The 26,386-nt window shown below is 37.9% G+C and carries 24 protein-coding genes; 13 read left to right on the forward strand and 11 right to left on the reverse strand.

The window, feature by feature from the left end; genetic code table 11:
- Window positions 1-10: 10 nt before the first annotated feature.
- Together EWU22_RS12580 and EWU22_RS12585 are read right to left on the reverse strand one after the other, a co-directional pair.
- Window positions 11-856, reverse strand: a complete 846-nt coding sequence (locus EWU22_RS12580) for a DUF4292 domain-containing protein (protein WP_130925827.1) — start codon at window positions 854-856, stop codon at window positions 11-13.
- Between the two features lie 28 nt (window positions 857-884).
- Window positions 885-2,603 (reverse strand): tetratricopeptide repeat protein, encoded by a 1,719-nt coding sequence (locus EWU22_RS12585; protein WP_130925828.1) that lies wholly within the window; start codon window positions 2,601-2,603, stop codon window positions 885-887.
- A gap of 101 nt (window positions 2,604-2,704) precedes the next feature.
- Between EWU22_RS12585 and EWU22_RS12590 the strand changes: the two genes are divergently transcribed.
- Window positions 2,705-3,820, forward strand: coding sequence for an amidohydrolase family protein (locus EWU22_RS12590; protein WP_130925829.1), 1,116 nt, complete (start codon window positions 2,705-2,707; stop codon window positions 3,818-3,820).
- Here the strand turns inward: EWU22_RS12590 and EWU22_RS12595 are convergent, their stop codons facing one another.
- Genes EWU22_RS12595 through ileS form a run of 3 tightly spaced genes read right to left on the reverse strand, consistent with a single transcriptional unit; the run spans window position 3,821 to window position 9,719 of the window.
- The gene (locus EWU22_RS12595; RefSeq protein ID WP_130925830.1) at window positions 3,821-4,903 is read right to left on the reverse strand and encodes a hypothetical protein; all 1,083 of its coding nucleotides are present in this window, start codon (window positions 4,901-4,903) and stop codon (window positions 3,821-3,823) included. It abuts the gene before it with no gap.
- A gap of 1 nt (window position 4,904) precedes the next feature.
- Window positions 4,905-6,311: an MBOAT family O-acyltransferase gene (locus tag EWU22_RS12600; RefSeq protein WP_130925831.1), complete on the reverse strand. Its 1,407-nt coding sequence runs from the start codon at window positions 6,309-6,311 to the stop codon at window positions 4,905-4,907.
- Between the two features lie 6 nt (window positions 6,312-6,317).
- Window positions 6,318-9,719, reverse strand: a complete 3,402-nt coding sequence (ileS, locus tag EWU22_RS12605; RefSeq protein ID WP_130925832.1) for an isoleucine--tRNA ligase — start codon at window positions 9,717-9,719, stop codon at window positions 6,318-6,320.
- 174 nt (window positions 9,720-9,893) lie between these two features.
- Between ileS and EWU22_RS12610 the strand changes: the two genes are divergently transcribed.
- The 4 genes from EWU22_RS12610 to EWU22_RS12625 all read left to right on the forward strand — a co-directional run bounded on the left by EWU22_RS12610 (window position 9,894) and on the right by EWU22_RS12625 (window position 12,805).
- Window positions 9,894-10,475: a 5-formyltetrahydrofolate cyclo-ligase gene (locus tag EWU22_RS12610; protein ID WP_130925833.1), complete on the forward strand. Its 582-nt coding sequence runs from the start codon at window positions 9,894-9,896 to the stop codon at window positions 10,473-10,475.
- Between the two features lie 108 nt (window positions 10,476-10,583).
- Window positions 10,584-11,051 (forward strand): hypothetical protein, encoded by a 468-nt coding sequence (locus EWU22_RS12615; RefSeq protein ID WP_130925834.1) that lies wholly within the window; start codon window positions 10,584-10,586, stop codon window positions 11,049-11,051.
- Window positions 11,052-11,061: 10 nt separating this feature from the next.
- On the forward strand, window positions 11,062-12,054 hold the full coding sequence (locus EWU22_RS12620) for an aspartate-semialdehyde dehydrogenase (RefSeq protein WP_109323963.1): 993 nt from the start codon (window positions 11,062-11,064) through the stop codon (window positions 12,052-12,054).
- Between the two features lie 34 nt (window positions 12,055-12,088).
- Window positions 12,089-12,805 carry a pyridoxine 5'-phosphate synthase gene (locus tag EWU22_RS12625; RefSeq protein WP_130925835.1) on the forward strand — a complete coding sequence of 239 codons (717 nt, stop codon included), beginning with the start codon at window positions 12,089-12,091 and terminating at the stop codon, window positions 12,803-12,805.
- 370 nt (window positions 12,806-13,175) lie between these two features.
- Here EWU22_RS12625 and EWU22_RS12630 read toward each other — a convergent pair whose 3' ends face one another.
- Window positions 13,176-13,790 carry a hypothetical protein gene (locus EWU22_RS12630; protein ID WP_130925836.1) on the reverse strand — a complete coding sequence of 205 codons (615 nt, stop codon included), beginning with the start codon at window positions 13,788-13,790 and terminating at the stop codon, window positions 13,176-13,178.
- Between the two features lie 228 nt (window positions 13,791-14,018).
- Here EWU22_RS12630 and EWU22_RS12635 point away from each other — a divergent pair, with 228 nt between their 5' ends.
- From EWU22_RS12635 to EWU22_RS12665, 7 genes are all read left to right on the forward strand, one after another.
- Window positions 14,019-14,618: an RNA polymerase sigma factor gene (locus EWU22_RS12635; RefSeq protein WP_109323966.1), complete on the forward strand. Its 600-nt coding sequence runs from the start codon at window positions 14,019-14,021 to the stop codon at window positions 14,616-14,618.
- Entirely contained in the window at window positions 14,593-14,805 is a 213-nt protein-coding gene (locus EWU22_RS12640; RefSeq protein WP_130925837.1) for a hypothetical protein, read from the forward strand. Before EWU22_RS12635 ends, EWU22_RS12640 begins: the two co-directional genes overlap by 26 nt.
- A 53-nt stretch (window positions 14,806-14,858) precedes the next feature.
- Entirely contained in the window at window positions 14,859-15,509 is a 651-nt protein-coding gene (gene nth / locus EWU22_RS12645; protein ID WP_130925838.1) for an endonuclease III, read from the forward strand.
- Window positions 15,506-16,078, forward strand: a complete 573-nt coding sequence (gene pnuC, locus EWU22_RS12650) for a nicotinamide riboside transporter PnuC (protein ID WP_130925839.1) — start codon at window positions 15,506-15,508, stop codon at window positions 16,076-16,078. The genes nth and pnuC overlap by 4 nt, the downstream gene beginning before the upstream one ends.
- A gap of 156 nt (window positions 16,079-16,234) precedes the next feature.
- A complete protein-coding gene (locus EWU22_RS12655) occupies window positions 16,235-16,618 on the forward strand; it encodes a TraR/DksA family transcriptional regulator (RefSeq protein ID WP_109323970.1) in 384 nt (127 codons plus the stop codon).
- Window positions 16,619-16,969: a phage holin family protein gene (locus tag EWU22_RS12660; protein WP_130925840.1), complete on the forward strand. Its 351-nt coding sequence runs from the start codon at window positions 16,619-16,621 to the stop codon at window positions 16,967-16,969.
- Window positions 16,966-17,307, forward strand: a complete 342-nt coding sequence (locus EWU22_RS12665) for a hypothetical protein (RefSeq protein WP_109323974.1) — start codon at window positions 16,966-16,968, stop codon at window positions 17,305-17,307. The genes EWU22_RS12660 and EWU22_RS12665 overlap by 4 nt, the downstream gene beginning before the upstream one ends.
- A 104-nt stretch (window positions 17,308-17,411) precedes the next feature.
- Here the strand turns inward: EWU22_RS12665 and prfB are convergent.
- Window positions 17,412-18,486, reverse strand: a protein-coding gene (prfB, locus tag EWU22_RS12670; RefSeq protein ID WP_130925841.1) for a peptide chain release factor 2 whose coding sequence is annotated in 2 segments (ribosomal slippage) — window positions 17,412-18,425 and window positions 18,427-18,486 — 1,074 coding nt in all. Because the reading frame shifts where the segments join, the coding sequence is not laid out codon by codon here.
- Window positions 18,487-18,566: 80 nt separating this feature from the next.
- Here prfB and lpdA point away from each other — a divergent pair.
- Entirely contained in the window at window positions 18,567-19,961 is a 1,395-nt protein-coding gene (lpdA, locus tag EWU22_RS12675) for a dihydrolipoyl dehydrogenase (protein WP_109323976.1), read from the forward strand.
- On the opposite strand, the gene EWU22_RS12680 is transcribed toward lpdA, so the two are convergent.
- The 4 genes from EWU22_RS12680 to EWU22_RS12695 all read right to left on the reverse strand — a co-directional run bounded on the left by EWU22_RS12680 (window position 19,956) and on the right by EWU22_RS12695 (window position 26,381).
- Window positions 19,956-20,582 (reverse strand): 3-keto-disaccharide hydrolase, encoded by a 627-nt coding sequence (locus EWU22_RS12680; protein ID WP_109325415.1) that lies wholly within the window; start codon window positions 20,580-20,582, stop codon window positions 19,956-19,958. The genes lpdA and EWU22_RS12680 overlap by 6 nt on opposite strands.
- Before the next feature lie 9 nt (window positions 20,583-20,591).
- Entirely contained in the window at window positions 20,592-21,914 is a 1,323-nt protein-coding gene (locus EWU22_RS12685) for a Gfo/Idh/MocA family protein (RefSeq protein ID WP_109323982.1), read from the reverse strand.
- An 81-nt stretch (window positions 21,915-21,995) separates the two neighbouring features.
- Window positions 21,996-25,112 carry an efflux RND transporter permease subunit gene (locus EWU22_RS12690; RefSeq protein ID WP_130925842.1) on the reverse strand — a complete coding sequence of 1,039 codons (3,117 nt, stop codon included), beginning with the start codon at window positions 25,110-25,112 and terminating at the stop codon, window positions 21,996-21,998.
- Between the two features lie 12 nt (window positions 25,113-25,124).
- Window positions 25,125-26,381: a carbohydrate porin gene (locus EWU22_RS12695; protein ID WP_231962901.1), complete on the reverse strand. Its 1,257-nt coding sequence runs from the start codon at window positions 26,379-26,381 to the stop codon at window positions 25,125-25,127.
- Window positions 26,382-26,386 lie beyond the last annotated feature (5 nt).

Genomic DNA, 26,386 nt, shown 5'->3' on the forward strand with positions numbered 1-26,386 from the left:
GTATTAGGATTTATTTTTTCAGGTATTTAGCTGGAACTTTAAAGGGGAATTCCAAAGGAGTTTCCAATAATTCTACTTTAGAATACTTAATACTAATGAGTGTTTTAACCAATTTATTGTCCTTGTCTTTTACATCCAAGGTAATTTGACTTGAAAAAGGGAATAAAAACTGATTAATCGCTGCAAAATCTTCGTAATCTAGTGTCAGTTTGTTTTCCGTTGGTCCGTCATTGACAAGTAATTTCTTCAGCTTTCTATTCGGTCCTACGTAATTGTCAATTTGAATTCGGCCTTCATCTTGCTTGAGAATATAATTTTCATTTTCACGAATGACCCGAGAATGATTCTTCTTAAATGGCTGATTACCAACAATCAATGATTGCAATATCTCATAGGTAACCTTAAAGCCCATTTTAGTACTTAGGCTATCGTATGTCAAATTAAAATACTCATTGTTAATTTTATGAAAAAACTGAACTCGTTCCTTTGTAAAAAGACCTGTGGCACCTGTAATCATAGAAACAGAGATATTCATCCAGATTAAACTGTCTTTCTTCATCCGAATATCTACTGTATATGTATCTGAGTTGGAATTAGTCTTCCAAAGTACTTTTGATTTGGCCTTTAAATAATTAAAATTCAAATCTTCTGTAGCTACTTTAGGCTCCTCTTCTACAGGCTGCACTTGTACGATATCTGGCTTTTTTTCTACTAACAAAGTAGTGTCTTTTACTACAATCGTATCACTAACTACAACTGCTTCAACAGGAGGAATACTCACCTTTTTCCCACATGATTGGAATAGGATGACGAGTAAAATGAATAACAGATTCTTCCCTTGACTTAAATTTGGCATGCATTTATTTTTACGGCACAAAATTATCTCAATTTTCGATAATTTGCCTCTTCTCAATCTTTTTAAATAAATTAGGACTAGCTCCTTCTAAGCTTTTTGCTTTTTCCCAAGCCTTCACAGCTTCTTCTGATTTCCCAAGGCGAAACAAAATATCTCCATAATGTTCCCACACAGTAGAACTATTTTGTTTTTCATCCTTCAAGGCTAATTCCAAATATTGTAAAGCTTTAGTATAGTCCTTTTGTTGATATAAAACCCAGGCATATGTATCCAAATAAGTCCCATTTTTAGGGAATTTATCGGTCAACATTTTAGCCATTTTTGAAGCCTTATCTAGTTTTTCTTTTCTTAACGATAAATAGTAGCTGTAATTATTTAGTACATGCTCTTCTTCAGGGCTTTTAGTCAATACCTTTTCGAAACTCATATCCGAATCTCGATAATTCCCCAAAGCGTGGTAAGCGTCTCCCATCAAAGCATATAATTGAACATACCAAGAATCCTTCTCTTGAACATAGGGATTGGCTGATTCAAAAGAAGCTAACGCCTCCTTGCTTTTACCTTGCATGTATTGTGCAAATCCCATTTGAAACCATAAAAAACCTTGATTGGGATACGCTTCTAAAGCCTCATGGGCATGAACAATCACACTGTCCAAGGCATTCATTTCAAAATCTAATTGAATAATTCTGGTCCAAACCTCAAACTTCCCTCCCCCATTTCTAGCTGCTTTTAAATAGGCCTTTTGCCCTTCTTGAAACTTGGATACACTCATCCACAAATCTCCCTGCATGGCTACAAAACGAGGTTCTTTAGGAAATGCCGCCACCGCTTTTTGTAGAAAAGCATAGGCTTTATCCCAATCTCCTTGACCCGACATTAACTCAAATGTTTGTAAGCTAACTTGACTGAACAACTCAATGTGCATATCTGAATCAGCCAAACAACGCTCTAAAAAAGATAATGACTCGCTAAAATTCTTTTCATGAACACGGACATTCGCATTCAATAAAGCCACTTGCCCGTCGTTAGGAAAATCAGCCGACAATTGTTCCAAAGCAGATTTTGCTCCTTTCCAGGTACTTAAATGCCACCAATATTCCATTTGTTCCCATGCAAACAATGGCTCTTCGGGATTATTCGCAACAAAATTCACCCCTTCCTGAATGGCCTCTTCCCACTGCTCGTTCTTTAAATAAATGTATTGTTTCGTTCGAATGATCTCAGGAAAATCCCCTATCCATGGTTCTGCTGATTTCAATGCCTTTAAAGCTTCATCCCCTTGATTATTCCAAAGATAAGCTTGAGCTAATCGCAGATTCACATCAGGTTGCATGGAATCATATTGAATCAATTTCAAAAAACAAGCAATGGCTTCTTTCGATTTACGTTCTTGCAAAAGCAGATCACCATACAGCAAACCATAATCCAAAGAATAAGGTGAAAGCTCATTCGCCTTTTGAGCGTATTTAAGAGCATTAATGGTCTTGCCTTGTGCTAAATAAGACTTAGCTAAATAAAATGAAATAGATGCTTCCAGAGGCATTTCCGCTAACAATTGCTCCCATACTAAAATAGCTTCATCATAATCCTCCTTCAAGTAATGGCGCATGCCTTCAGCCATCCATTCTTCTGCACGAGCAGGAGAAAAAGCGGAGCTTTCTTTCTTGACTTTTTTCCCATTATCCTGTGCTAACAGAGTATTGGAAAGCAAGCATACAAATAGTAATAGATAGAGGTATTTCATAAAAGTTCGAATATACCGAAATACACTGAATCCTTTTCAAAATTTCCTATGAAATGCGCTGTATTTGAGCAGAATTGAATAGATTCGTTAAAATAATTCAAATGATGAAACACCTATTGTTCTGCGCATTACTAACAAGTAGCCCTTTATTCGCACAAGAAAAGACCATGAGTTTTGAAGAATATGATCCCGTTTCAACGTTAAAGGTACCAGAACATCAGATTAAACAAGCCAAATATCCGTTTATTGATATCCATAATCACCAATTCAATATGCCGAATCAAGACTTGGCCTATTTATTGAAGCAAATGGATAGCCTTAACATGAAGGTCATGGTTAACCTCAGTGGCAAAGGCTCTCAAAGAGGGGCTGATATAGCAGCAGGAACGGCCTATTTAGCAGAGTCTGCTCGTGCAGGCCGCGAAAAAACCAATAATCGGGTGGTCGTATTTACCAATTTAAGTTTCGCCAATATTGATAGTCCAGACTGGACAGCTAAAACAGTAGCCGCCTTAGAAGCCGAAGTGAAAGCTGGAGCTATGGGTTTAAAGATTTACAAAGACCTGGGCTTAGAAGTTAAAGATTCAAAAGGTAACAGATTAGCCACCAACGATCCTCGATTAGATCCTGTCTGGGCAAAATGTGGAGAATTAAATATCCCCGTTTTAATTCATACAGGAGAGCCTATCTCATTCTTTGATGTACATGATAAAACCAACGAACGCTGGTTAGAATTAAAACAATTCCCGGGAAGAGCAAGGCCTTCTTCTAAATATCCCTCTTGGCAAGTGGTGATGGATGAATTAACAGATATCATCCGCAAACACCCTAAAACCAAATTCATTGCAGCTCACTTAGCTTGGCGAGGCAATGATTTAGCTGAATTGGGCCGTTTATTAGATACCTATCCCAATATGTATACTGAAATTGGTGCTGTTATTCATGAGCTGGGAAGACAGCCAAAAAATGCCCGTAAATTCATGATTCAATATCAAGACCGCGTTTTATTCGGAAAAGACATTTGGGCAACCTCAGAGTATTACACGTATTTCAGATTACTAGAAACGGATGATGAATATTTTCCATACTACCGTAAAAGACATGCATTTTGGCGCATTTATGGACTAGCACTACCCGATGAGGTATTGAAAAAGGTCTATTATAAAAATGCGTTGAACTTACTTCCTAAACTAGATAAAAGCCAGTTTCCTAAATAACTAAGGTAATTTCTCAAGCACTTGATTGAATTCATTCAACCAAATTTGGGCACCTCGTAAGTTCCAATGTGAATCTGATTGATAAAAATTAAGTGCAGCATTTTGTTTCAAAGCCAAACTAGGGTCAATAATCTTGATTCCTAAATTGGGGTGTTTTCTAATTTTCTCCAGCGCTAAATTGGTAGATCCCACTTCAGTTTCTAATACAGCAACAGGATTAGGTATCAAAGAGAATAGGACTTGATCATATCCATGCGACAGATAATAGGTTTCCATCTCCTGAAGATGACGAACCATTAAATCGACTTCGTCCTTCCCGATAGGCCTAAAAGAAGAACCTCTTTTTTGAACATTGATCGTTTCTTCCAAATAAAGAAATTGACCATCTTGTGAAACTTGGACATCAGGATTAGTCCTACCCAAAACCTTCCATGTAAAATCCGCTTTAAGTTCTTTAATCCTTCCTAACAAACCCATACTAAATAGCACAAAATCTAAATTAGACTCCAAGGTAGGATGATAAATGGCACTTTTAACTCCCGCATCAAATCGGTCCAATTGATTCAATAAGATTTCCTTGGTCGACTTATCCATTTCTTTTTCCTCCTTGGCTGCTTGGAAATCTAATCGCCGTCTGGCATCCGACAAATTCATTCGGTCCCACATATTTCTTTCTACACATTCTATTAGCAATACTTTTTTCCTGCTGGAATTAGTTGATATTAGGTGCTGTAGACTATCTGACCAACGAAACATCTGTACAGAATTTACCCGACTGAAATAGGCGGGATTATTCTGAAAGGATCCATATAAATAACTGTCTCCCAAAATGGTTAGATCATAATCTTGGGAGATCAATTTAGATGGTGAAGGAAGTGCCAATAAATGAGTATCCTTGACAATTCGAAAATCAGACAAATAAGAGATTCCATATAAATCCCCGAAACGATATTTATCTGCCCCCCAGGCATCATTTCTCGCATAGCGGACTTGGGTAATCCAATGCATTCCCTTTTCTGAACTACTGATAGCCAGTATAGCGAAAAAGAAAAGAAAGATGAAAAGAGCTATTATTCGACGCATATTAAAACTGGAAGTAGATAAATTGTTTCAAACTAAATACTCCTAAAAAATAAATCGCTATCAATAAAAAACTAAACTGCCATACAAATGTGGCCGCACTGGCTAGTTTTAAAATCCTTTGTCGATACTCCCACCAACTTAAAGAGATAATTAATACCAAAGACAATATGATTTCATTCATGTTCATGGCGATTGCTAAACTATTCCCGCTGCCATGAATTAAGGTTTGGAAAAACTGTTCTACCTCCGTAAAATGCTTCAGCCTAAAAAAGACCCAAGCAAAAGTCACCAAGATGAATGTCAATAAACGATATAACCACTGTACCCAAGCCTGCTTTTGCGCCTCTGAGGCCAAACTTGGAAATACTCGGTTGATACTTAAACCTATGACTTGAAAAATACCGTGTAATGCTCCCCAAATCACAAAATTCCAACTTGCACCATGCCATATCCCCGATAACACAAATACAACCATGATATTGAAATACCATTTTGGAACAGAAACACGGTTTCCCCCTAAGGTAAAATATACATAATCTTTAAACCAAGTAGAAAGCGAGATATGCCAGCGGCGCCAAAATTCAGGCAAGGATTTAGCAAAATATGGAGCGTTAAAATTATCCATTAGTTTAAAACCCATAACACGCGCCGCACCGATAGCCACATCCGAATATCCTGAAAAGTCACAGTAAATTTGAAAAGAATAAAAAACAGCTGCTAAAGCTAATGTTCCACTCGATTGATCCTGGAGGTGCTCATAAGTAGGGTCTACTAATAAAGCTAAACGATCAGCTATCACTACTTTCTTGAAAATACCTGCAGCCATTTGCAATAGCCCTGATTTTACTCGATTCCAATCCCAGCTATGTACTTCATAAAATTGGTGCAACAGATTTTGAGGGCGTTCAATTGGACCTGCCACTAATTGCGGGTAAAACATCACATATAAGCTGTAAATCCCAAAATTCCTCTCCGCTTTCTGATGTCCACGATATACCTCTATCGTATAGCTCATGGCTTGAAAGGTATGAAACGACAAACCTATGGGCAGAATCATTTCCAAAACAGGAAGCTGCACGTGCGTCCCCAATTGCTCAGATAACCAAACAATATTTTGATCAATGAAATGATAGTATTTGAAAATTGCCAAAACTCCAATATTGGCCGCCAAACTTAACGCTAAGAATAGCTTTTTCTGAACACCCTGAAAGCGTTCTAGGTATATTCCGGCAAAATAATCGATGATGATGGTGAAGCCCAGAATTCCCAAATACATGGGCACAAAAGCCATGTAAAAGTAACAGGAGGCTACTAAAAGAAGAAACCAACGAAACTTAGGATGTAATAAAAAATAAGCACTGGTTATAATTCCAAAGAAGACTAAAAACTGCAAGGAATTGAATACCATAGCTTCTTATTTATGAACCGTCACCTTGACCGATAAAGTTGTATCATCCATGGAAATGTCGGATGCTTGATCTATTGAATCTTTCCAATTGATGCTCAATGCCTGAACTTCCTGACAGATATAAGCACCAAATTCTTGAATACTTTCTTCCCAAGCAACATCCCCCTTCAACACATCGATATTAATTTTATCTACCACATCAAATCCAGAATCCTTTCTAAGATTTTGAATTCGATTGACAAATTCACGAGCCATACCCTCTCTTACTAATGAAGGACTCAATTGACTATCCAGAGCAATGGTTAGTCCAGATTCACTAGCCGTTAAATAGCCTGGCATATCCTCCGTTAAAATCTCTACATCGGCCAATTCGATGGAGAAACTTCCTAGCAAAATTGTTCCTTGGGCTTCCAATGCTTGCAGATCTTCTGCAGTCATGGAACTAATCGCCTCGGCTACCGCCTTCATATCTTTACCAAATTTAGGGCCCAATGCCTTGAAATTAGGTTTTACTTTTTTACTCAATACTCCAGCAGCATCGTCCAAATAATTGACTTGCTTCACATTGACTTCTGATTTAATCAAATCTTCCACACGTCGAATTTGGTCACGAACCTGCTCTTGTAAAACAGGTACCAATACCTGTACCAAAGGCTGACGTACTTTTAATTTATGTACTTTACGAATGGAGTGAACTAAAGAACAAATACGTTGGGCTAAGTCCATCGAGGCTTCCAAATCTGGATTTACCCAAGCAGGATTCACTTGGACAAAATCAGTTAAATGTACTGATTCCTTATTACTTAAGTTCTTAAATAGCCAATCTCCGTAAAATGGCGCAATGGGTGACATCAATTGGGCCACTGTTTCTAAGCAAGTGTATAATGTTTGGTAAGCGGCTTGTTTATCAGGGTTTATTCCTTTCTCCGTTGACTCTGGATTCCAGAATCTTCTTCTTGATAAACGAACGTACCAGTTCGACAAATGGTCACACACAAAATCTTGAATAGCGCGTCCAGCCTTCGTAGGTTCATACGTGGCATAGGCATCATCTACTTCCTGAATCAAATGCATTAATTTTGACAATACCCAACGATCTAATTCTGTTAAATTAGCATCCTCTAGTGGATTTTCCTTAGGGTCAAAACCGTCTAAATTAGCGTATAAAGCAAAGAAATTATACGTATTAGTTAAGGTGCCAAAAAACTTATTTCTCACCTCAGTAATACCTGCTAGATCAAATTTCAAGTTATCCCAAGGTTGAGCATTGGTAATCATATACCAACGTGTTGGATCAGCTCCATACTTTTTCAAGGTTTCAAATGGGTCAATGGCATTGCCCAATCGCTTGGACATTTTATTCCCATTTTTATCCAAGACTAAACCGGTAGAAACAACATTTTTAAAGGCCACAGATTCTTCCACCATGCTGGATATAGCATGTAAGGTGAAAAACCAACCACGAGTTTGATCCACCCCCTCGGAAATAAAGTCAGCGGGGTAAGATTCCTTAAATACTTCTTGATTCTCAAATGGATAATGCCATTGAGCAAAAGGCATGGCTCCTGAATCAAACCACACATCAATCAAATCCAATTCACGTGATAATACAGCCCCTGAAGCACTTAATAAATATACTTGATCCACAAATGGGCGATGAAGGTCAGCCGTACCAGCCTGTATGGCAGTTAAAAAATCTTGATTCCCTTTAGCTTGTTCGGCTGTTAATTTTCCTGAAGCTAAAGCCTTTTCCAATTCAGATGTCAATTGCTCCAAAGAACCAATACATATCTCTTCAGAACCATCTTCTGTTCTCCAAATCGGCAAAGGTGTCCCCCAATAGCGCGAACGAGATAAATTCCAATCCACCAAGTTCTCTAACCAATTACCAAAGCGACCTGTTCCTGTAGATTCAGGTTTCCATTGAATGGTTTGATTCAACGCAATCAATTTATCTTTTACAGCCGTAGTTTTGATAAACCAAGAATCTAATGGATAATATAGCACAGGCTTATCCGTTCTCCAGCAATGTGGATAAGGGTGGTCAAATTTCTGTACATTAAATGCCTTATTTTCCGTTTTCAACTGAATGGCAATGCGCTCATCCACCGACAAATACTTATCTCTTCCTTGTTTGATTCTTGCCTGTTCCTTCTCATCATCTGACAAGTAAGCTTCCTTTACAGGCTCCAATGCATAATCACTCACTTCTTGAACAAATTGACCCTGACGATTGACCAAAGGTACTTCTTTACCATTGGCATCAAGGACCATGATGGCAGGAATGCCATTTTGCTGGGCTACTCGGAAGTCATCCGCTCCAAAAGTTGGAGCCGTATGTACAATTCCTGTTCCATCTTCGGTTGTTACGAAATCTCCTAATATAACTCGAAATGCCGGTGTAGCAGGTTGCACATAGGGCATTAATTGTTCGTATTCAATTCCTTCCAAATCCGAACCTTTACATTCTCCTACAATTTGATAAGGAATGGCTTGAGGTTTTTTATCAGCAACTACATAAGCATCAAAATCTCCATTTTCTGCGGTGGCAGTAAAATAGTTCTTTACTAAATCCTTAGCCAGTACTACATGTACAGGAAGAAATGTATATGGATTAAATGTCTTAACTACAACATAAGTAATTCCTTTCCCTGCTGTTAAGGCTGAGTTGGATGGCAAAGTCCAAGGAGTAGTAGTCCATGCCAATAAATAGACAGGATTCCCTTGACTCAATTCAAACAAAAATTGAGATTTTTCGTTTTTAATGGCCTTAAACTGAGCCGTTAAAGAAGTGTCTTTCACATCACGGTAGCAACCAGGTTGATTCAATTCATGAGAAGACAAACCTGTACCTGCAGCAGGCGAATAAGGCTGAATCGTATATCCTTTATATAACAATCCTTTGTCGTAAAGGCGCTTCAATAAATTCCAGACACTCTCAATATAAGGTGTTTGATAGGTTACATAAGGGTTTTCTAAATCAACCCAATATCCCATCTTTTCAGTCAAATCATTCCATTGTCCCGTGAATTTCATGACCGTTTCACGGCACTTTTGGTTGTATTCTTCTACACTGATTTTCTTACCTATATCTTCTTTGGTAATGCCCAACTCTTTCTCTACTTGCAATTCCACCGGCAAACCATGCGTATCCCAGCCTCCTTTGCGTTTTACTTGTTTCCCTTTAAGTGTTTGGTATCGACAAAAAATATCTTTGATGGCGCGCGCCATGACATGGTGAATCCCAGGAGTACCATTTGCTGAAGGCGGACCTTCGTAAAAAGTAAAGCTCGGATGACCAGCACGTGTGGAAATCGATTTCTCAAAAATCTGTTCTTGATTCCAGAAATTTAAAATTTCATCGGCAACTTGCGCGTAATCTAAATTTTTGTATTCCTTGAATTTCACGTATAAAGGGGATTTAATAGTATATGCTAGGCAAAATTGAGGCAAAAATAGTAAAATTTGGGCTGAAATCGTAATATCATCTTCATCTCAAGTCAATTAATCCTATTTAGTTCAACGGATTAATTTCTTTTGATTTTACGCCATTAAAATCCTAATTTGATTCATCTTCGAACTATGAAAAAGAGTGAAATAAGAAATAAGCATCTTGCCCTTCGTAAAACCTGGACAAAGGAAGAATGGGATCTACGTAATTCCCTCATGCAAGATAACTTATATACCTACCTTAGTAACCTTCCAAAAGGCGCCTTGGTGCTCAGTTTTCAATCCATTCTAAGTAAGAGAGAAGTGGATACAAAAACCATCCATGACACCCTACTTCTTCCTCCTTTTAAATTTCAATTGGCTTTCCCTAGAGTCGAGGGTGAAGGGAAGATGTCGGCCTATATAGTGAATGAGAAAACCTCTTGGATTACTTCAAATTGGGGCATTCAAGAACCCGATCCAGATACTTCAGAAAAAATAGAACCTGCGGAAATCCATGTCGTACTTGTCCCATTGATTGGATTTGATTTACAAGGCCATCGAGTAGGTTTTGGTAAGGGTTTTTATGATCGTTTCTTATCAAAATGCCAGCCAGCTTGTTTAAAAATTGGACTGAGCTTAGAGAGTCCAGTTAAGCAGATTGATGACCTTCATGCATTTGATATTCCCTTGGATGTTATAATCAGTTCAGAAGGACTTTATACCTTTCATTGAATTAGTCCAAAAAATCCTTTCTAGTTCAAGATATAAGCCCTAATTTTGCGTTTCCTTAAACATTTTTCTGTGAAAATCAGGCTATTAATGTTGGTTTCCATATGCTTCATGTCCCTACGTTTATTGGGCCAAGAAGAAGTTAAAACTAAATTATACCCCATTGAGCAGATTGAAGGAGGTTGGAGTAAAAAGTTCTCCTACAAAAGGCAAATTATAGAAAGCCCATTGGCCTTACAGATTCCATTATTGGAAGCAAAAGATTCGGAAGTAAGCTATGAATTTTTGACTTATAAACGTCAGAAAAAAAGTGCAGAAATCATTTCGGCTTTTACCACGGGATTTTCTGTTTATACTTTTTTGAGTAAAGGACAGGTATCTGATGGCTTTTATTGGACAGTTGTAGGAAGTGCTGCCGTATTGAATTTATACTTAGGTACGGTGAGTATTAAGCATTTCAAAAAAGCTTTGAAACGCTACAATGAATTAGCGCAAACAGATAGTAAAATCAGTTTGCAAATCAATTCCCATGGGAGCTCTGGAGCTTCTTTGGGACTGGCATGGAATTATCAATTTTAACGATTATACAATGAAAGTTGCAGTAGTGGGCGCCACAGGTTTAGTTGGCGGCGAAATCTTGAAAGTATTAGCGGAAAGAAATTTCCCAGTTAGCGAATTAATTCCCGTAGCTTCGGAACGCTCAATTGGTAAAAAAGTTAGTTTTAAAGGCAAAGAGTATGATGTAGTAGGTTATGACACGGCTATTGCCATGAAACCGAATGTAGCAATTTTCTCTGCAGGAGGAGGAACATCCCTAGCTATCGCTCCTAAATTTGCTGAAGCTGGTATTACTGTGGTAGATAATTCTTCTGCTTGGAGAATGGATCCCACCAAGAAATTAGTTGTTCCGGAAATCAATGCCTCTACATTGACTCCAGAAGACAAAATTATTGCCAATCCTAATTGCTCCACCATACAAATGGTGGTGGTTATGAATCCATTGCACAAAAAATATAAAATTAAACGTGTGGTGGTATCAACTTACCAATCTGTTACTGGTACTGGTAAAGCTGCAGTGGACCAATTATTCAATGAGCGTGCTGGTAAAACAGAATATGACAAAGTTTATCCACATAAAATAGACTTAAACGTGTTGCCACATATTGATGTGTTTTTGGATAATGGCTACACCAAAGAAGAGATGAAAATGGTCAATGAGACCAAAAAAATCATGATGGATGATTCCATTCAGGTTACGGCTACAACAGTACGTATCCCTACGATTGGTGGTCACTCGGAAGCAGTTAATATTGAATTCGAAAATGATTTTGATTTAGAAGAAGTAAGAAATTTATTGGCTCAAGAAGAGGGAGTGATTGTTCAAGATGATCCAAAGAACTTCTTATATCCAATGCCTATCACGGCTCATGGAAAAGATGAGGTATTTGTAGGGCGTATTCGTCGAGATGAAACTCAGCCTAATACCTTAAATCTGTGGATTGTAGCCGACAATTTAAGAAAAGGGGCTGCTACCAATGCCGTACAGATTGCGGAATATTTGGCCAAGCATCAATTAATTTAAAAAAACGGCCGGTTTATCCGGCCTTTTTTATGATATGACAAGACTCAGCGTAAATATTAATAAAATAGCTACCCTTAGAAATTCTCGTGGGGGAAATAATCCAGATTTGATTCAAGTAGCTTTAGACTGCGAACGATTTGGAGCAGAAGGAATTACCGTGCATCCTAGACCCGATGAAAGGCACATTCGATATTCTGATGTTTATGCCTTAAAGAAAGTTATCCAAACGGAATTCAATATTGAAGGTAACCCATTGGAAGAGAAGTTTGTGGAATTAGTATTAGATGTAAAGCCTGAACAAGTTACCTTAGTACCCGATGCACTAGGTCAAATTACATCCAACCATGGCTGGGATACGATAAAACATCAAGATTTATTGATTCGATTAATTGCCACTTTCAAAGCGGCTGGTATTCGAACATCCATATTTGTAGATCCGATCTTAGAAATGGTAGAGGCAGCTAAATCTACTGGTGCTGATCGAATTGAATTATATACGGAACCTTTTGCAGAAGAATTCCCTAATGACCCTACTCATTCGGTTGCCGCCTATCGAAAAGCAGCTTTTCGTGCTCATCAAATAGGCCTAGGAGTTAATGCAGGTCATGATTTAAGTTTGGAAAATTTAGCTTTTTTTAATGCGAATGTTCAACCGTTGGATGAAGTATCAATTGGGCATGCCTTGATATGTGACGCATTATATTATGGATTAGAAAACACCATTCAGCTGTATAAAAGGCAATTGATTTAGGATATTTCTGTTATTTAAAGCGTCCCTTAAACAACAAAAACATCCAACAAAATGATTGAACCCAAAAAATTCATCATTCTAGATTAAAAGCGGTTAGGCATTCGAAAGAACACCTAGCTAATCATCAGCTAATCAGCCTTTGCTGATTTCCTGTTCCTTGTAATGCAAAATTGGGGATATTTAAAACAAATCATCTTGCGATAAATCAAGAAATAAAATTGCTGCGCATCAACTTCTCAAAAAAAATAAAAACAAATAATTCATTATCAACACATTAATTCAAACAACCTATTGAATAATTTATCAGAAATTAGATAATAAAAAAGGGGCAATCTTTCGATTGCCCCTTTTAACGAATAATACGTTTCTGTTAATCTCTTTGGCCTGTCAAAACTACAGCACCACCAGCTACAGACAATTTAATTGCAGCTACTTTTCCATCTGTTCTAGAGAAAATAATATCTGCATCGTATCCTTGAATAGTTGCTGTGTAAACATCAGCATCTTTAGATGGCTTTAATTCAGCTGGCTCAGCACTACCAGCATCAGAAGTTAAGAAAAGCTTGCCTTCTTTAGTGGCAATTAAAATTTTCTTTACATATTCATTCTCTGCCATTTTAAATGACCCAGCATATTCATCTGTAGCTGACTTGGCAGCTTCCTTTTGACCCGCTAAAACTTGTCCTTGAGCATCAATTTTAATCACACTCACTTGACCGTTTACTCGTTCAAAAGTGATGGTTGCGCCCATACTTTCCATGATAAATTCATCTGCTTTCTTACCAGCAGCTAGTTCTGTATCTGGGAAACCCTCTGCAGACATCACTAATTTTCCATCTTTGGGAGTCAATTTAACTGACTTCACGTAAGGATTATCTTGTAATTTATAATTACCAGCATAATCTGTTACAGCTGTCTGCGCATTAGCCGTAAAAGCAAAAAATGCCAATGATAGTCCAATGGCAATATTTCTAAATTTTTTCATTGGGTGTTAATTTTGGTTTGTTTGACAAATCTAATAAAAAAATGATGCTTGCATAACTCTTTCAAGCTTGAAATGACAAAAAAAAATATTAAAAATTTTATATCAATTATGAATAAGCATTTTGATTTATAAAAGTTTTATTTACTTTTGAACCGAAATCAATTCGCCAACCAAACAATAGGAGACCCTGCATGAGATAAAACTCTACGTTAACAATTTTGAATTTTTATGATCAAAAATCAAGTTAACGATGCAGCGTTGGTATCAGCGTACATCCAAGGTGACGACCAAGCGTTTGAAACGTTGGTTAAAAGAAGCAAATCCAAAGTTTACACAACTCTTTATTTAATTGTCAAGGATCGCTATATAGCTGAAGATCTTTTACAAGAAACTTATATTAAAGCTATCGACGTATTGAAGTCGGGTCGCTACAATGAAGAGGGAAAATTTCTGCCTTGGGTTGTTAGAATAGCCCATAATTTGGCCATTGATTATTTCAGAAGAGACAAGCGATATCCTACTATTGTCTTGGAAGATGGATCAAAAGTATTCAACAGTTTTGAATTTGCAGAAGATTCTGCGGAGGAGATACAATTAAAAGAGGATCAAATCGTTAATATCAGAGAATTAATTAAAAAACTGCCTGATGAACAACGAGAGGTCCTTGTGATGCGTCATTACGAAGAATTAAGTTTCCAAGAAATAGCGGCACAAACTCAAGTTAGCATCAATACGGCCTTAGGTAGAATGCGATATGCATTGATCAACCTAAGAAAAATGCTAGAAAAACAAGAGAATGCCTATGACGCAAAGCTTTACCCCAAATGACCTAGTCAAAAACTTGTATGAACCCGAACAAGGGTTTTCAACCGTTTTAAGCTTGGAAGACCAATCGGAATTGGCTTCCCTCCAAAAGGTCAAATTGTCATTAGACAATGCCCTACTAGAACCGCCTAGTAGAACGATTGAGGCCATATTAGCCTACTCAAAGCATCAGATGCCCATTCAATCCTAATGGATGGGCATGCTGGCTTGAAATTTTTCTTACCTTTGTAGAAATCCTTTTTCATGCAAAGAAAAGAACGATTTCAAGCATTTGTAGATCATTTTTCCAGCTCTTTTCCAGAAGCCGAAACGGAATTGCATTATAGCAATCCATATGAATTATTGGTGGCTGTGGTTTTGTCGGCTCAATGTACTGACAAAAGGATCAATCAAGTTACCCCTGCTCTTTTCAGACGCTATCCAAGTCCCAAAGACTTAGCGGAATCTAGTGTAGATGAAATATTTAGCTACATTCGATCCGTCTCATATCCCAATAACAAAGCCAAGCATTTATTAGGTCTAGGTCAAAAATTGATGGATAACTTTCATGGTGAGGTTCCTGAATCCTTAGATGATTTACAAACTCTCCCTGGTGTTGGAAGAAAAACTGCCAATGTTATCGCTTCTGTTATTTACAATCAACCGGCTATGGCAGTAGATACTCATGTCTATCGCGTATCAAGAAGATTAGGTTTAGTTCCTCAAACAGCTACAACTCCACTAAAAGTAGAACAACTATTGGTCAAAAATTTACCTAATGAGGTGATCGCTCGGGCGCATCATTGGTTAATCTTACACGGTCGATATATCTGTTTGGCTCGAAATCCCCAATGTTCCACTTGTCAGATTAGTCATTTTTGTGCTTACTTTGAGAAAAATAAGCTCAAAGCATGATTGTTTCATGGATTAAAGAAAACATTTGGGAGTTTAGTGGGATCATTTGTTCTTTATTGGGGGTTTATTTTTCCATTCAACAGCATTTGGCTGCTTGGATCTGGAACATCTTAGCATCCCTATTATTTGGTATATTATTTTATCAACATGGCCTGTATTCCGACATGGAATTACAAGGCTTTTTCATTGCCATGGGAATTTATGGCTTCTATCAATGGAGAAAAGAAGAGAAAAATTGGAAGGCTGAAAAAAGCACTCGGTTATCCCTCATCTTGGGAATCACATGCTCACTAGCTTATGGATTAATCGCTGGATACCTTCATACTCGATTAACGCATCTGGTATCCTTTGCTTATGTCGATGCAACCTTAACCGGACTAAGTATTTTTGGAACTTGGTTAGCCATTCATAAAAAAATAGAGAATTGGATACTTTGGATTATGGTGGATATCGTCTACGTGATCATGTATATTCAGAAAGCTTTATGGGGAACTAGTTTGCTATATGTACTGTTTATCTTTCTGGCTATCAAAGGACTACACCATTGGAAACAAAATCTTAGGTCATAAAAATTTAAATTCAATTTTGTGTAATAATTATCTATTTCGAATAGATAAATTTATATTTGTGCTACCATTATTAGAATCGAAACTAAATCATTGATTAACAAATACTTGCAAGAGCAAAATATTTATTCAACATTCAGATTAAGCATTATTTAGAACATGGGAAACGAAGAAAAGCAAAGGTATTCAGCAGAAGAATTAAAAGAATTTGAAGATATCATTCTTAAGAAACTAGAAGAAACAAAAGCCGAATTAACGTATTTAAGAGAAACGTTAAGTAAGAAAAATGATCCTGGAACAGATGATACTGCAGGCAATTCCAAAGTAATGGAAGATGGTGCAGATACTGCAGAAAAGGAGAACATGAATCAATTGGCAGTTCGTCAGCAAAAATTTGCTGGAAACTTAGAAAAAGCACTTATGCGAATTAAAAATGGCACCTACGGTGTTTGCGTAGAAAGTGGCAAATTAATTTCTAAAGAGAGATTGCGTTTAGTACCTCATACACAACATTCTATTGAGGCAAAACTTAAACAAAAATAAATGGGCTTATTCGATAACAATAGGTTAGTCGATCTCTTGAGTAATTACCTCAAGACTCAGTTCGAATTGGTGAAGCTAGACATCCAAGAACGAATCGAAGAACTATTGACTCGAATTTTCACCTTTTTCTTAACTGCGTTTGCCGTCTTAATTACTTTATTTTTTGCTCTGATGGCATTAGCAAACTTTTTAAATGCCTACTTAGAAAGTACCTATTTAGGTTACCTGATTGTAGCAGGAATGAGTGCTATTATTAGTTTAATCTTGGTAAGTAATCTGAAAAAACAGGAAAAAAAAGTTGAAGTAGAAGAAAGCAATTCCCTTGAAACTGAAGAAGATATCGAATCATGAGCCGATCAAAAAGCAAGAAAGAAGACCTAATCGCCCAAGCGGAAATATACGAAAAAGAACTTTCCGAAGAAGTTGGTGAAATCAAACAGCAAATCAAAGAAAAAGGCAGTCAAGCTTTATTGATTGGAGGAGTTTTATTAGGCTCTTATTTGCTTTATACACTTGTTTCGGGTTCTGATAAAAAGCCTAAATCAGAGGCAAAGGAAGGTGGTTCATTCATTGGCGGGGCCATAAAATCGTATGCCATCGCTTTAGCGCTATCATTAGCAAAAGATAAACTAGTTGAATTTCTTCAACAGCTTGAAGAAAATAATCAAGAAGTTAAATCAGAAAAATAAAAGGAAATAAGTAGGTTTGACAACAAGATTTGACAACTTTTGAAAAGTTGTCAAATCTATTCAAATCAAAACAAAATCAGATCAAAATACACGACCCCTGATCGTTAATTCCCCATCAAATACGCTTTAATAAAGTCATTGATTTCCCCATCAAGTACAGCATCTGTATTCGACGTTTGATGATTCGTTCGATGATCTTTCACCCTTCTATCATCCAATACATAACTGCGAATCTGGGAACCCCATTCAATTTTTTTCTTTCCTGCTTCTACCTCTGCCCTTGCCGCATTTCGCTTGTCAATCTCAATTTGATATAATTTAGATTTCAATAAACGCAATGCCACTTCCTTATTTTGCAATTGTGATCTTTCTTGCTGACAAGCAATTATAATACCAGACGGCCTGTGGGTTAAACGCACTGCTGTTTCCACCTTATTGACATTTTGCCCACCTGCGCCACCTGATCGAAACGTGTCCCAATCAATATCAGCTGGATTCACATCAATCTCAATCGAATCATCGGCAAGAGGATATACATATACGGAGGCAAATGAAGTATGTCGACGAGCATTGGAATCAAATGGTGAAATACGAACCAAACGATGAACGCCATTTTCGGACCTTAAATTTCCATAGGCAAACTCTCCTTCGATTTCGATAGTCACGGATTTCAACCCAGCCACATCTCCATCATTGGAATCTACCAGTCTAACTTTAAAGCCATTTTTTTCGGCCCACATCGTATACATACGCAACAGCATACTTGCCCAGTCTTGCGACTCTGTTCCGCCAGCTCCCGCATTAATCTCCAAGACTGCGCTCATTTGATCGCCTTCTTCCGACATCATTTTACGAAACTCCAAAGCTTCTAGCTTCTCTTCTAATTTTGCTCCCTCCTGATCTACTTCTATCTCAGAGGCGTCTCCTGACTCATAGAATTCCCAAATGGTTTCCAAATCTTCCATTGAGGAATTAAGTTTATCGAAACCTTCCGTCCAAAACTTCAAGCCACGCATCTCGCGCATGGTGCTTTCTGCTTTCTCTGGATTATTCCAAAACTCGGGATCCAAAGTCACTGTTTCCAATTCGGAAATCAAATATTTTTTGTGATCGTAGTCAAAGATACCTCCTTAAAGCCTCTATTCTGGCTTTCAGGTCATTGAACCTGTCTTTTGTCATACCTAAATGTGTAATTAAGCTACAAATATACCCGCTTTTGTGCTAAATTGCGGACAAATTCATTTAATTCAAGCAATACAATGGCGCAACAATACGATTTAATCGTGGTAGGATCAGGCCCGGGAGGGTATGTAGCCGCGATACGAGCTTCTCAATTAGGCTTAAAATGTGCAGTCGTGGAAAAAGAATCTCTAGGCGGAATCTGTCTAAACTGGGGTTGTATTCCAACGAAAGCTCTTTTAAAATCAGCTCAGGTTTTTGAATACATCAAACATGCTGCTGATTATGGAATTACCGTAAAAGGAGCTGAAGCGGACTTTAACGCAGTTATTCAACGCTCCCGTGGAGTTGCAGATAGCATGAGTAAAGGCGTTCAGTTCTTGATGAAAAAGAACAAAATCGATGTAATCATGGGTTTTGGAAAAATCAAGCCTGGTAAGAAAGTAGAGGTAACTGATGCCGAAGGTAAATCAAGCATCTATGAAGCTAAAAACATCATGATTGCCACAGGGGCACGTGCTAGAGCCTTACCTAACATCCCCATTGATGGAGAAAAAGTGATTGAATACCGCAAAGCTATGAGCTTAAGCAAAAAACCTGATTCTATGGTGATTATCGGATCAGGAGCTATCGGTGTTGAATTTGCCTATGTATATGCTGCCATGGGAACGAAAGTTACCATTGTAGAATTTCTTCCCAATGTAGTTCCTGTAGAAGATGAGGATGTATCCAAAGAATTGGCCAAACAATACAAGAAAATGGGCATCGACATCTTAACTAATTCAAGTGTAGAAAAAGTTGATACCAAAGGAAAAGGTTGTAAAGTTTCCATCAAAACCCCAACAGGAAATCAGGAAATCGAATGTGATATCGTACTATCCGCAGCCGGTGTTATTTCAAACTTAGAAAACATTGGTTTAGAAGAAGTGGGTATCATCGTTGACAAAGGTAAAATCCCTGTGAATGCATGGTATGAAACCAATATGCCAGGCTATTTTGCCATTGGTGATGTTACTCCTGGTCCAGCTTTAGCTCACGTAGCTTCTGCAGAAGGTATCATTTGTGTAGAAAAAATTGCTGGTCATAAAACCGAGGCCTTAGACTATACCAATATTCCAGGATGTACTTATTGTACTCCAGAAATTGCTTCAGTAGGTATGACTGAAAAGAAAGCAAAGGAAGCTGGCTACGATATCAAAGTAGGAAAATTCCCATTCGTAGCTTCAGGAAAAGCCACCGCAGCTGGTGCTCGCGATGGCTTTGTCAAAGTAATCTATGATGCTAAATACGGCGAATTGCTTGGCGCTCACATGATTGGTTACAACGTAACTGAAATGATTGCCGAAGCGGTAGTCGTGCGTAAATTAGAAAGTACTGCTTATGAAATCATGAAGTCAGTACATCCTCACCCGACCATTTCTGAAGCATTTAAAGGTGCTACAGAAGCGGCCTACGGTGAAGCAGTTGATTTATAGTAGTCGAACTTTAATCGACTTATACATTACTTTAGATTTGGGATCATGTGCTTGTATAGCAATGGTCCCATTTTTTATTAATCGCAATTCCTGACCTTTATTTCTTAAAGGACTAGCTGGTTGAGTATAATCCACTACCGTGATTCCATTGATTTTAGTCACGATACGGTTTCCTTTAACGGTAACCAACATATCATACCATTCGTTATCCTTTACGTACACTTCGGCACAATCCACGACATTGTACAAACTAGCTGATCTTCTCCAATCCGTGTGGGAATTATTTACCTGAATCTCATAACCTTGTTTTGGCCAATCTCCTGGTAAAAAATCGGTATGTACATACAATCCTGAGTTTGCTCCTGGGAATGTCATAATACGAGCTTGAACCTCAAAATCTTTAAAATCATGGTTATTAAATGCGCCATCATAGTATAAATGAGCACGCTGTCCTTCTACCACTAAATTTCCATCTTCTACACGAAAGGATTCAGGTCTTTCACTGGCTTTCCAACCATCTAAGGTTTTACCATCAAATAATTCTACCCATTTTCCTTTTTGAGAGAATCCTAAGTTACAAGCCAACAGGCCTATCATTACGGTCAATACAATCTTTTTCATAAACATCTGTTAAATTTTTATACCCCAAGTTTTGTTCAATTTTCTTCCTAATAAAGCGTTTGCTTCGGCATCATTGAATTTTTCCGTCTTCGGATTCCATTCCAATGATTTATTCACCGCATATGCAATGTTACCAATATTACATACTGATGCTGTCCTATGACCAACTTCCACATCACATATCGGCATGGTTCTATTACGAATAGCTTGAATGAAATCTATATAATGATTTTCGCTTTTATACACATGCTTTTCATTCGGTCCAATAACTCGATCTTTCAGTTCTGGTTTAGAAGTTTCTAGTTTCTTTCTTGCACTCCGTAATGTTCCTTCTGTTCCCACAAATTCCACACCACTATTCCATTCCCATGGTTGATGGGTCATGGTTATTCCATTCGCATAGGTATATGTTAAATATGGTTGATCTTTTCCTTGTGGGGCACTTACTTTCACTGGACCTGATTGATCCATATCCAATGCCCATTGAACAATATCAAACATATGAGCCCCCCAATCCGTCATGCCGCCTCCGCCAAATTCTTTGTATTTTCTCCAATTAGGAAATACATCTTGAGAAATGGGTGGAGCTAATTCCGAATTAAATGCTACCGCCTCATTGGGTCCCAACCATTTTTCAAAATCCAATCCTTCGGGAATAGCTTGAGCTGGTAATTGATACGCTTCTGGCGGTGGACCTACATTGACTTTAATGGATTTCACTTCTCCAATATATCCATTACGGATCAGTTCTACTGCCTGACGAAACTCGGGCCAAGAACGTTGCATACTTCCGGTTTGAAATACACGCTTATGTTTGCGAGCGGCATTCACCATAGCTCTACCTTCCCTAACCGTTAATGACAACGGTTTTTCACAATATATATCTTTACCTGCTTCTGCAGCTCTAACGGCCATGGCTGCATGCCAATGATCTGGCGTAGCAATAACAACAGCATCTACATTTTTAGAAGCTAATAATTCGCGATAATCTTGGAAAACGGGAATAGCAGCATAGCTCCCCCAAGAAGGGTTCTTGGCATAATTTTCTTTGACACGGTCCAAGAATAAATTAGCCTTTGCTTGGTAAACCTCACTGATCGCACTGATTCTTACCTGACCTGTTGATAAAAAGGAGTTTGACAATCCTCGTCCTTGTTTACCAGTTCCAATAAATCCCAAATTAAGTACATCACTAGGAGCAAGATATGAACTTCCATCAGGACGCTTACCTCCTAGCACATGCCTTGGAACAATCATGATTGATCCAAAGGCCAAACTGGCTTTCGAAAGAAAATCCCTCCGATTTAAGCCATCGTTACGCTTATTTTTCATTTTCAAATAGGTTATTTAATTGGCATAAATGTAAACGAATTTCACCAAATAAAAAACCTTATTTGTCTGCTCTCAAATCGATTAACGGTTCGACTTCGCCGATCTTACATAATGACGTTTTTTCAAAGCCGAATGATAAATCAATGGGAATACCAAAAGTATAAAAAGCGTAGCTGTAACTAAACCACCGATGATAACTACTGCCAAAGGTTTTTGACTTTCTGATCCAATCCCCGTACTTAATGCCGCTGGCAATAAACCTATCGCGGCCATCAAAGCGGTCATCACCACTGGGCGAGTACGTGCACGGACAGATTGCTGAATAGCTAAAGCTAAATCAGGAAGCTCCTTGGCTTGTTGATTGATTTCTGAAATTAGAATTACCCCATTTTGGATACAAATACCAAACAATGCGATAAAGCCCACACCTGCCGAAATACCAAAATTAATTCCTGTAATATGCAGGGCAAAAATTCCACCAATAACTGCAAAAGGCACATTAATCAACACATAGCCTGCATCTTTAGCATTACCAAACATGATAAACAACAAGACAAAAATCAAAATCAAACTGATAGGAACAACTTGTCCTAATCGAGTTGTGGCACGCACTTGATTTTCAAATTCTCCCGCCCATCCAATGGTGTATCCAGCTGGTAATGTAACAGATGCGTTAACTATTTTCTGTGCCTCCGCTATTGTACTCCCCAAATCACGATCACGCACGGAAAACTTAACTCCAATAAATCGTTTTGTATTATCTCGATAAATAAAAGCTGGCCCTGTGAGTTCTTCAAATTCTGCAATTTCTTTTAATGGAATCTTGGTTCCTTTGATGGTAGGAATCATCAATTTCATAATATCTCGCTCGTCCTTACGGTACTCTTTAGCTAGTCGAATACGAATATCAAACTTTCTTTCTCCCTCGTATTTAATTGATGCTGTTTTACCTCCAATGGACATTTCAATAACGGCTTGAGCATCCTCTTTTGTAACACCGTAAATGGCCATTTTTTCTTCATTCAGCAAAATATTGAATTGCGGTTGTCCAATATTTCGAATGATCCCAACATCTTTTACTCCATCAACATTCTTGATATTTTTAATGACATTGTTGGCTATATCGTCTAATTTATCCAAATCAGGTCCATAAATTTTAACCGCATTTGATGCTTTGAAACCTGCCACTGCCTCCGCCACATTGTCAATTACTGGTTGAGAATAATTGTAGGTAATCCCTTGGTAATTTTTGAGTTTAGAGTCCATCTCATTGACCAATTGATCCACGGTAATTTTCCGACCCCATTCTTCTTTAGGCTTTAAATCTACTTGAAACTGCAAGAAGTTATAACCATTGGGATCTGTTCCATCATTACTTCTTCCTGTTTGAGACAAAATATCATTAACCTCCGGAAATTTCTTTAATTCCTTCCTAATCACTTTGGCCATATTCAAACTATTCGGCAGTGACATACTCATGGGTAATTCGGCAGTAACCCAAAGAGCTCCTTCATTTAAAGGAGGCAAAAATTCTGACCCTAACCATTTTGTTGAAAAAATGGAACAGACAAACAATATACCAGAAATAAGTAATGTGATTTTCTTGTGCGAAAATGTCCAATTAAAGGCATTAGCCACACGTAGATTAATAAAATCAATAAAGAAATTATGCTTTTCTTTGACATTTTTGTTCAACAACACCGAGCTTAAAACGGGTACTAAAGTCAATGTGAAAATCAATGCTCCTAATAAGGCAAATCCTAAGGTATATGCTAATGGGGAAAACATTTTTCCTTCCACTTTTTGGAAAGCAAAAATGGGCAATAAGGCAGAAATAATGATCAGTTTAGAAAAGAAAATAGCCTTTCCTAACTCCGTTCCTGTTTTTTTAATCAAACTCATTTTAGCTAGTCGATTAAAAGCGGGCATTCCTATTTTCTGCGCTCGATGATCTAAAGCAACAAATAGTCCCTCAACCATCACTACCGCCCCATCAATGATAATACCAAAATCGACCGCTCCTAAGGACAAAAGGTTGGCACTCATTCCTTTTAGTTTTAGACAAAAGAAGGCAAACAATAGTGCTAAAGGAATGATGATGGATACGATGACTGTTGTTCGCCAATCTGCCATAAAAATGAAGACGATAACGGTCACTAAAATGATACCTTCCAACAAATTATGCATCACGGTTTTGGTGCAATAGGCCATTAAATTATCACGATCATAAAAAGTGACCATTTTTACATCTGAAGGCAAAATGCTCGTATTCAACTCATCAATTTTCGTTTTTAATCGAGCCAATACTTCCGAAGGATTCTCCCCTTTTCTCATGACAACGATTCCCTCTACCACATCATCGTTATCATTTAAACCTACTTGACCCACTCGAGGCATATTACTTTCTATCACCGAGGCCACATTTTTCACTAGAAGTGGATTACCATTGTTATTATCTACAATCGTATTTTCAATGTCAGAGGAAGTCTTAACCAATCCTATACCTCTAACCACAAATGCTTGACCATTTTTTTCAATAACATCTCCTCCTACATTCAAGTTGGATTTAGATACGGCATTAAATAACTGCAATGGCGTCAAATCATATTTTTGTAATTTGACAGGATCGATAGCTATTTCATACGTCTTCTCCCGACCTCCAAAAGCTACAATATCCGCAACACCGGGCACAGCTCTTAATTGCCGATCAATAGTCCAATTTTGAATCGTTAATAATTCTCTTGAATCTCTTTCTTTGCTATCTAAGGTATATCGAAAAATCTCACCAGTAGGGCCATAGGGTGGCTGAACATCTGGCTCAACCCCATCCGGTAAACTAATGGTTCTCAAGAGGTTGTTGACTTGCTGTCTAGCAAAAAAATCATCCACATCATCTTCAAAAATGATTTTGATTACGGACAAACCAAACATGGTGATACTTCTCACATTGGTCTTTCTTTGAACACTGTTCATGGAAATTTCAATGGGTGTAGTCACAAATCGCTCAACCTCTTCGGCACTTCGTCCATTCCACTGAGTCACCACCACAATTTGCGTATTCGTCACATCGGGAAATGCTTCAATGGGGATATTCAAATAAGAAATAACTCCACCTAGAGTCAAAAGACTCACCCAGAAAAATGTGAAAAAGCGATTCTTTAAAGAGAATGCTAATATATTTTTAATGAACTTATTCATAAAGCTTATTAATTAAAATTCTGTATGTACGCGAAGCCCCCAAACTGTCAGTGGTCCTCGATCAATATTATATCCTGGGTTTATCACCCATTGAAAATCTGGAGAAAGTGTAAATGGACTAGCGGGAACTTGAAAGCTATAAAAAGCTTCTAAAATAGATTCTTGTCCATAAGTAAGATTCCCATCACCAATCATAAAACCATTACCTCCCAACTGTTGATATTTCTGATGTGAAGATGATAGTCCATTGGTTACCCAAGCAATTCCAGCAAAATCCTGTTTTCTATTCCATGATTTTCCCCAAAAATGAACACCCACCGAAATTGATTCATCAATTTCCGTAAAGGCCCAAGTTTCGTTTTTACCATCACTCCAACCATAACGGGCAAATAAGCCCAATACATCAGAATAGCTTAACTCTGCATTTAAGCCATAACCGTATTTCGTCCTGTATGGACTTCTAGTGGATGTAATATCGGGTATTCCTTGAGCCCTATTGGCCAAATCATAGTTTCCCATGGCCGCCTGATTCCGGTAGGCGAGTACTCGAAAAAATCCAGACCAAGATGCATTTACCTGAAATGGTTTGGTCAATTCCAGATTAATCCCATTTGCCTTGTCATAATTATAATCTAAGTCTGGACCATTAGCAGAAGTTGGTACAGCAGAAAAAGACCCTCTTACTTCTGCTTGAGGTGTTTTATACTCCATGTATAAGCCAGAAGTATAACCACGTGTATTGGCAGCATAGTCCCAGCTTCCTTGATTCATCAGAGACCAATTCATAAAATGGGCTCTAGGGTCATGCGAATACGCATTAAAATCAAAGTAATCTGACAAGCCATATTTACCTATCACCAATTTCAAATTTCGATGATGCGAAAGCTCAAAATTTTGTTCCAAAAGTAAGCGTGCCACATAAACCACTGGCTCTGGGTTACCAATTCTAAATGTTTCCCCATTCGTAAAACCTCCCAAACCTTTTGCTTGAGAAAGGCCTTTACCTCCTGATAATTCAGGGTTAAATGTAAAATTGGCTCCTTTCCACAAGGGCGCATCAAAAAACAACGTCGATGTCAGCGACATAGCTCCCTCCTCTTTGTTGATCAAACTATTATCCCCAGAATAGAGCGCATCAAAAGCTCCATGATACTGATACACCGCTGTTTGTTGAAAATGAAAACTCATCTTCCTTTGCGTAGTATCCGACTGAGCCATTAAGCGTATTCCAGTAAATAAAACCAATAAAATGATGCTGTTAAACCGCATTTCTT

The organism is Aquirufa nivalisilvae, from assembly GCF_004307455.1.
Lineage (GTDB): Bacteria > Bacteroidota > Bacteroidia > Cytophagales > Spirosomataceae > Aquirufa > Aquirufa nivalisilvae.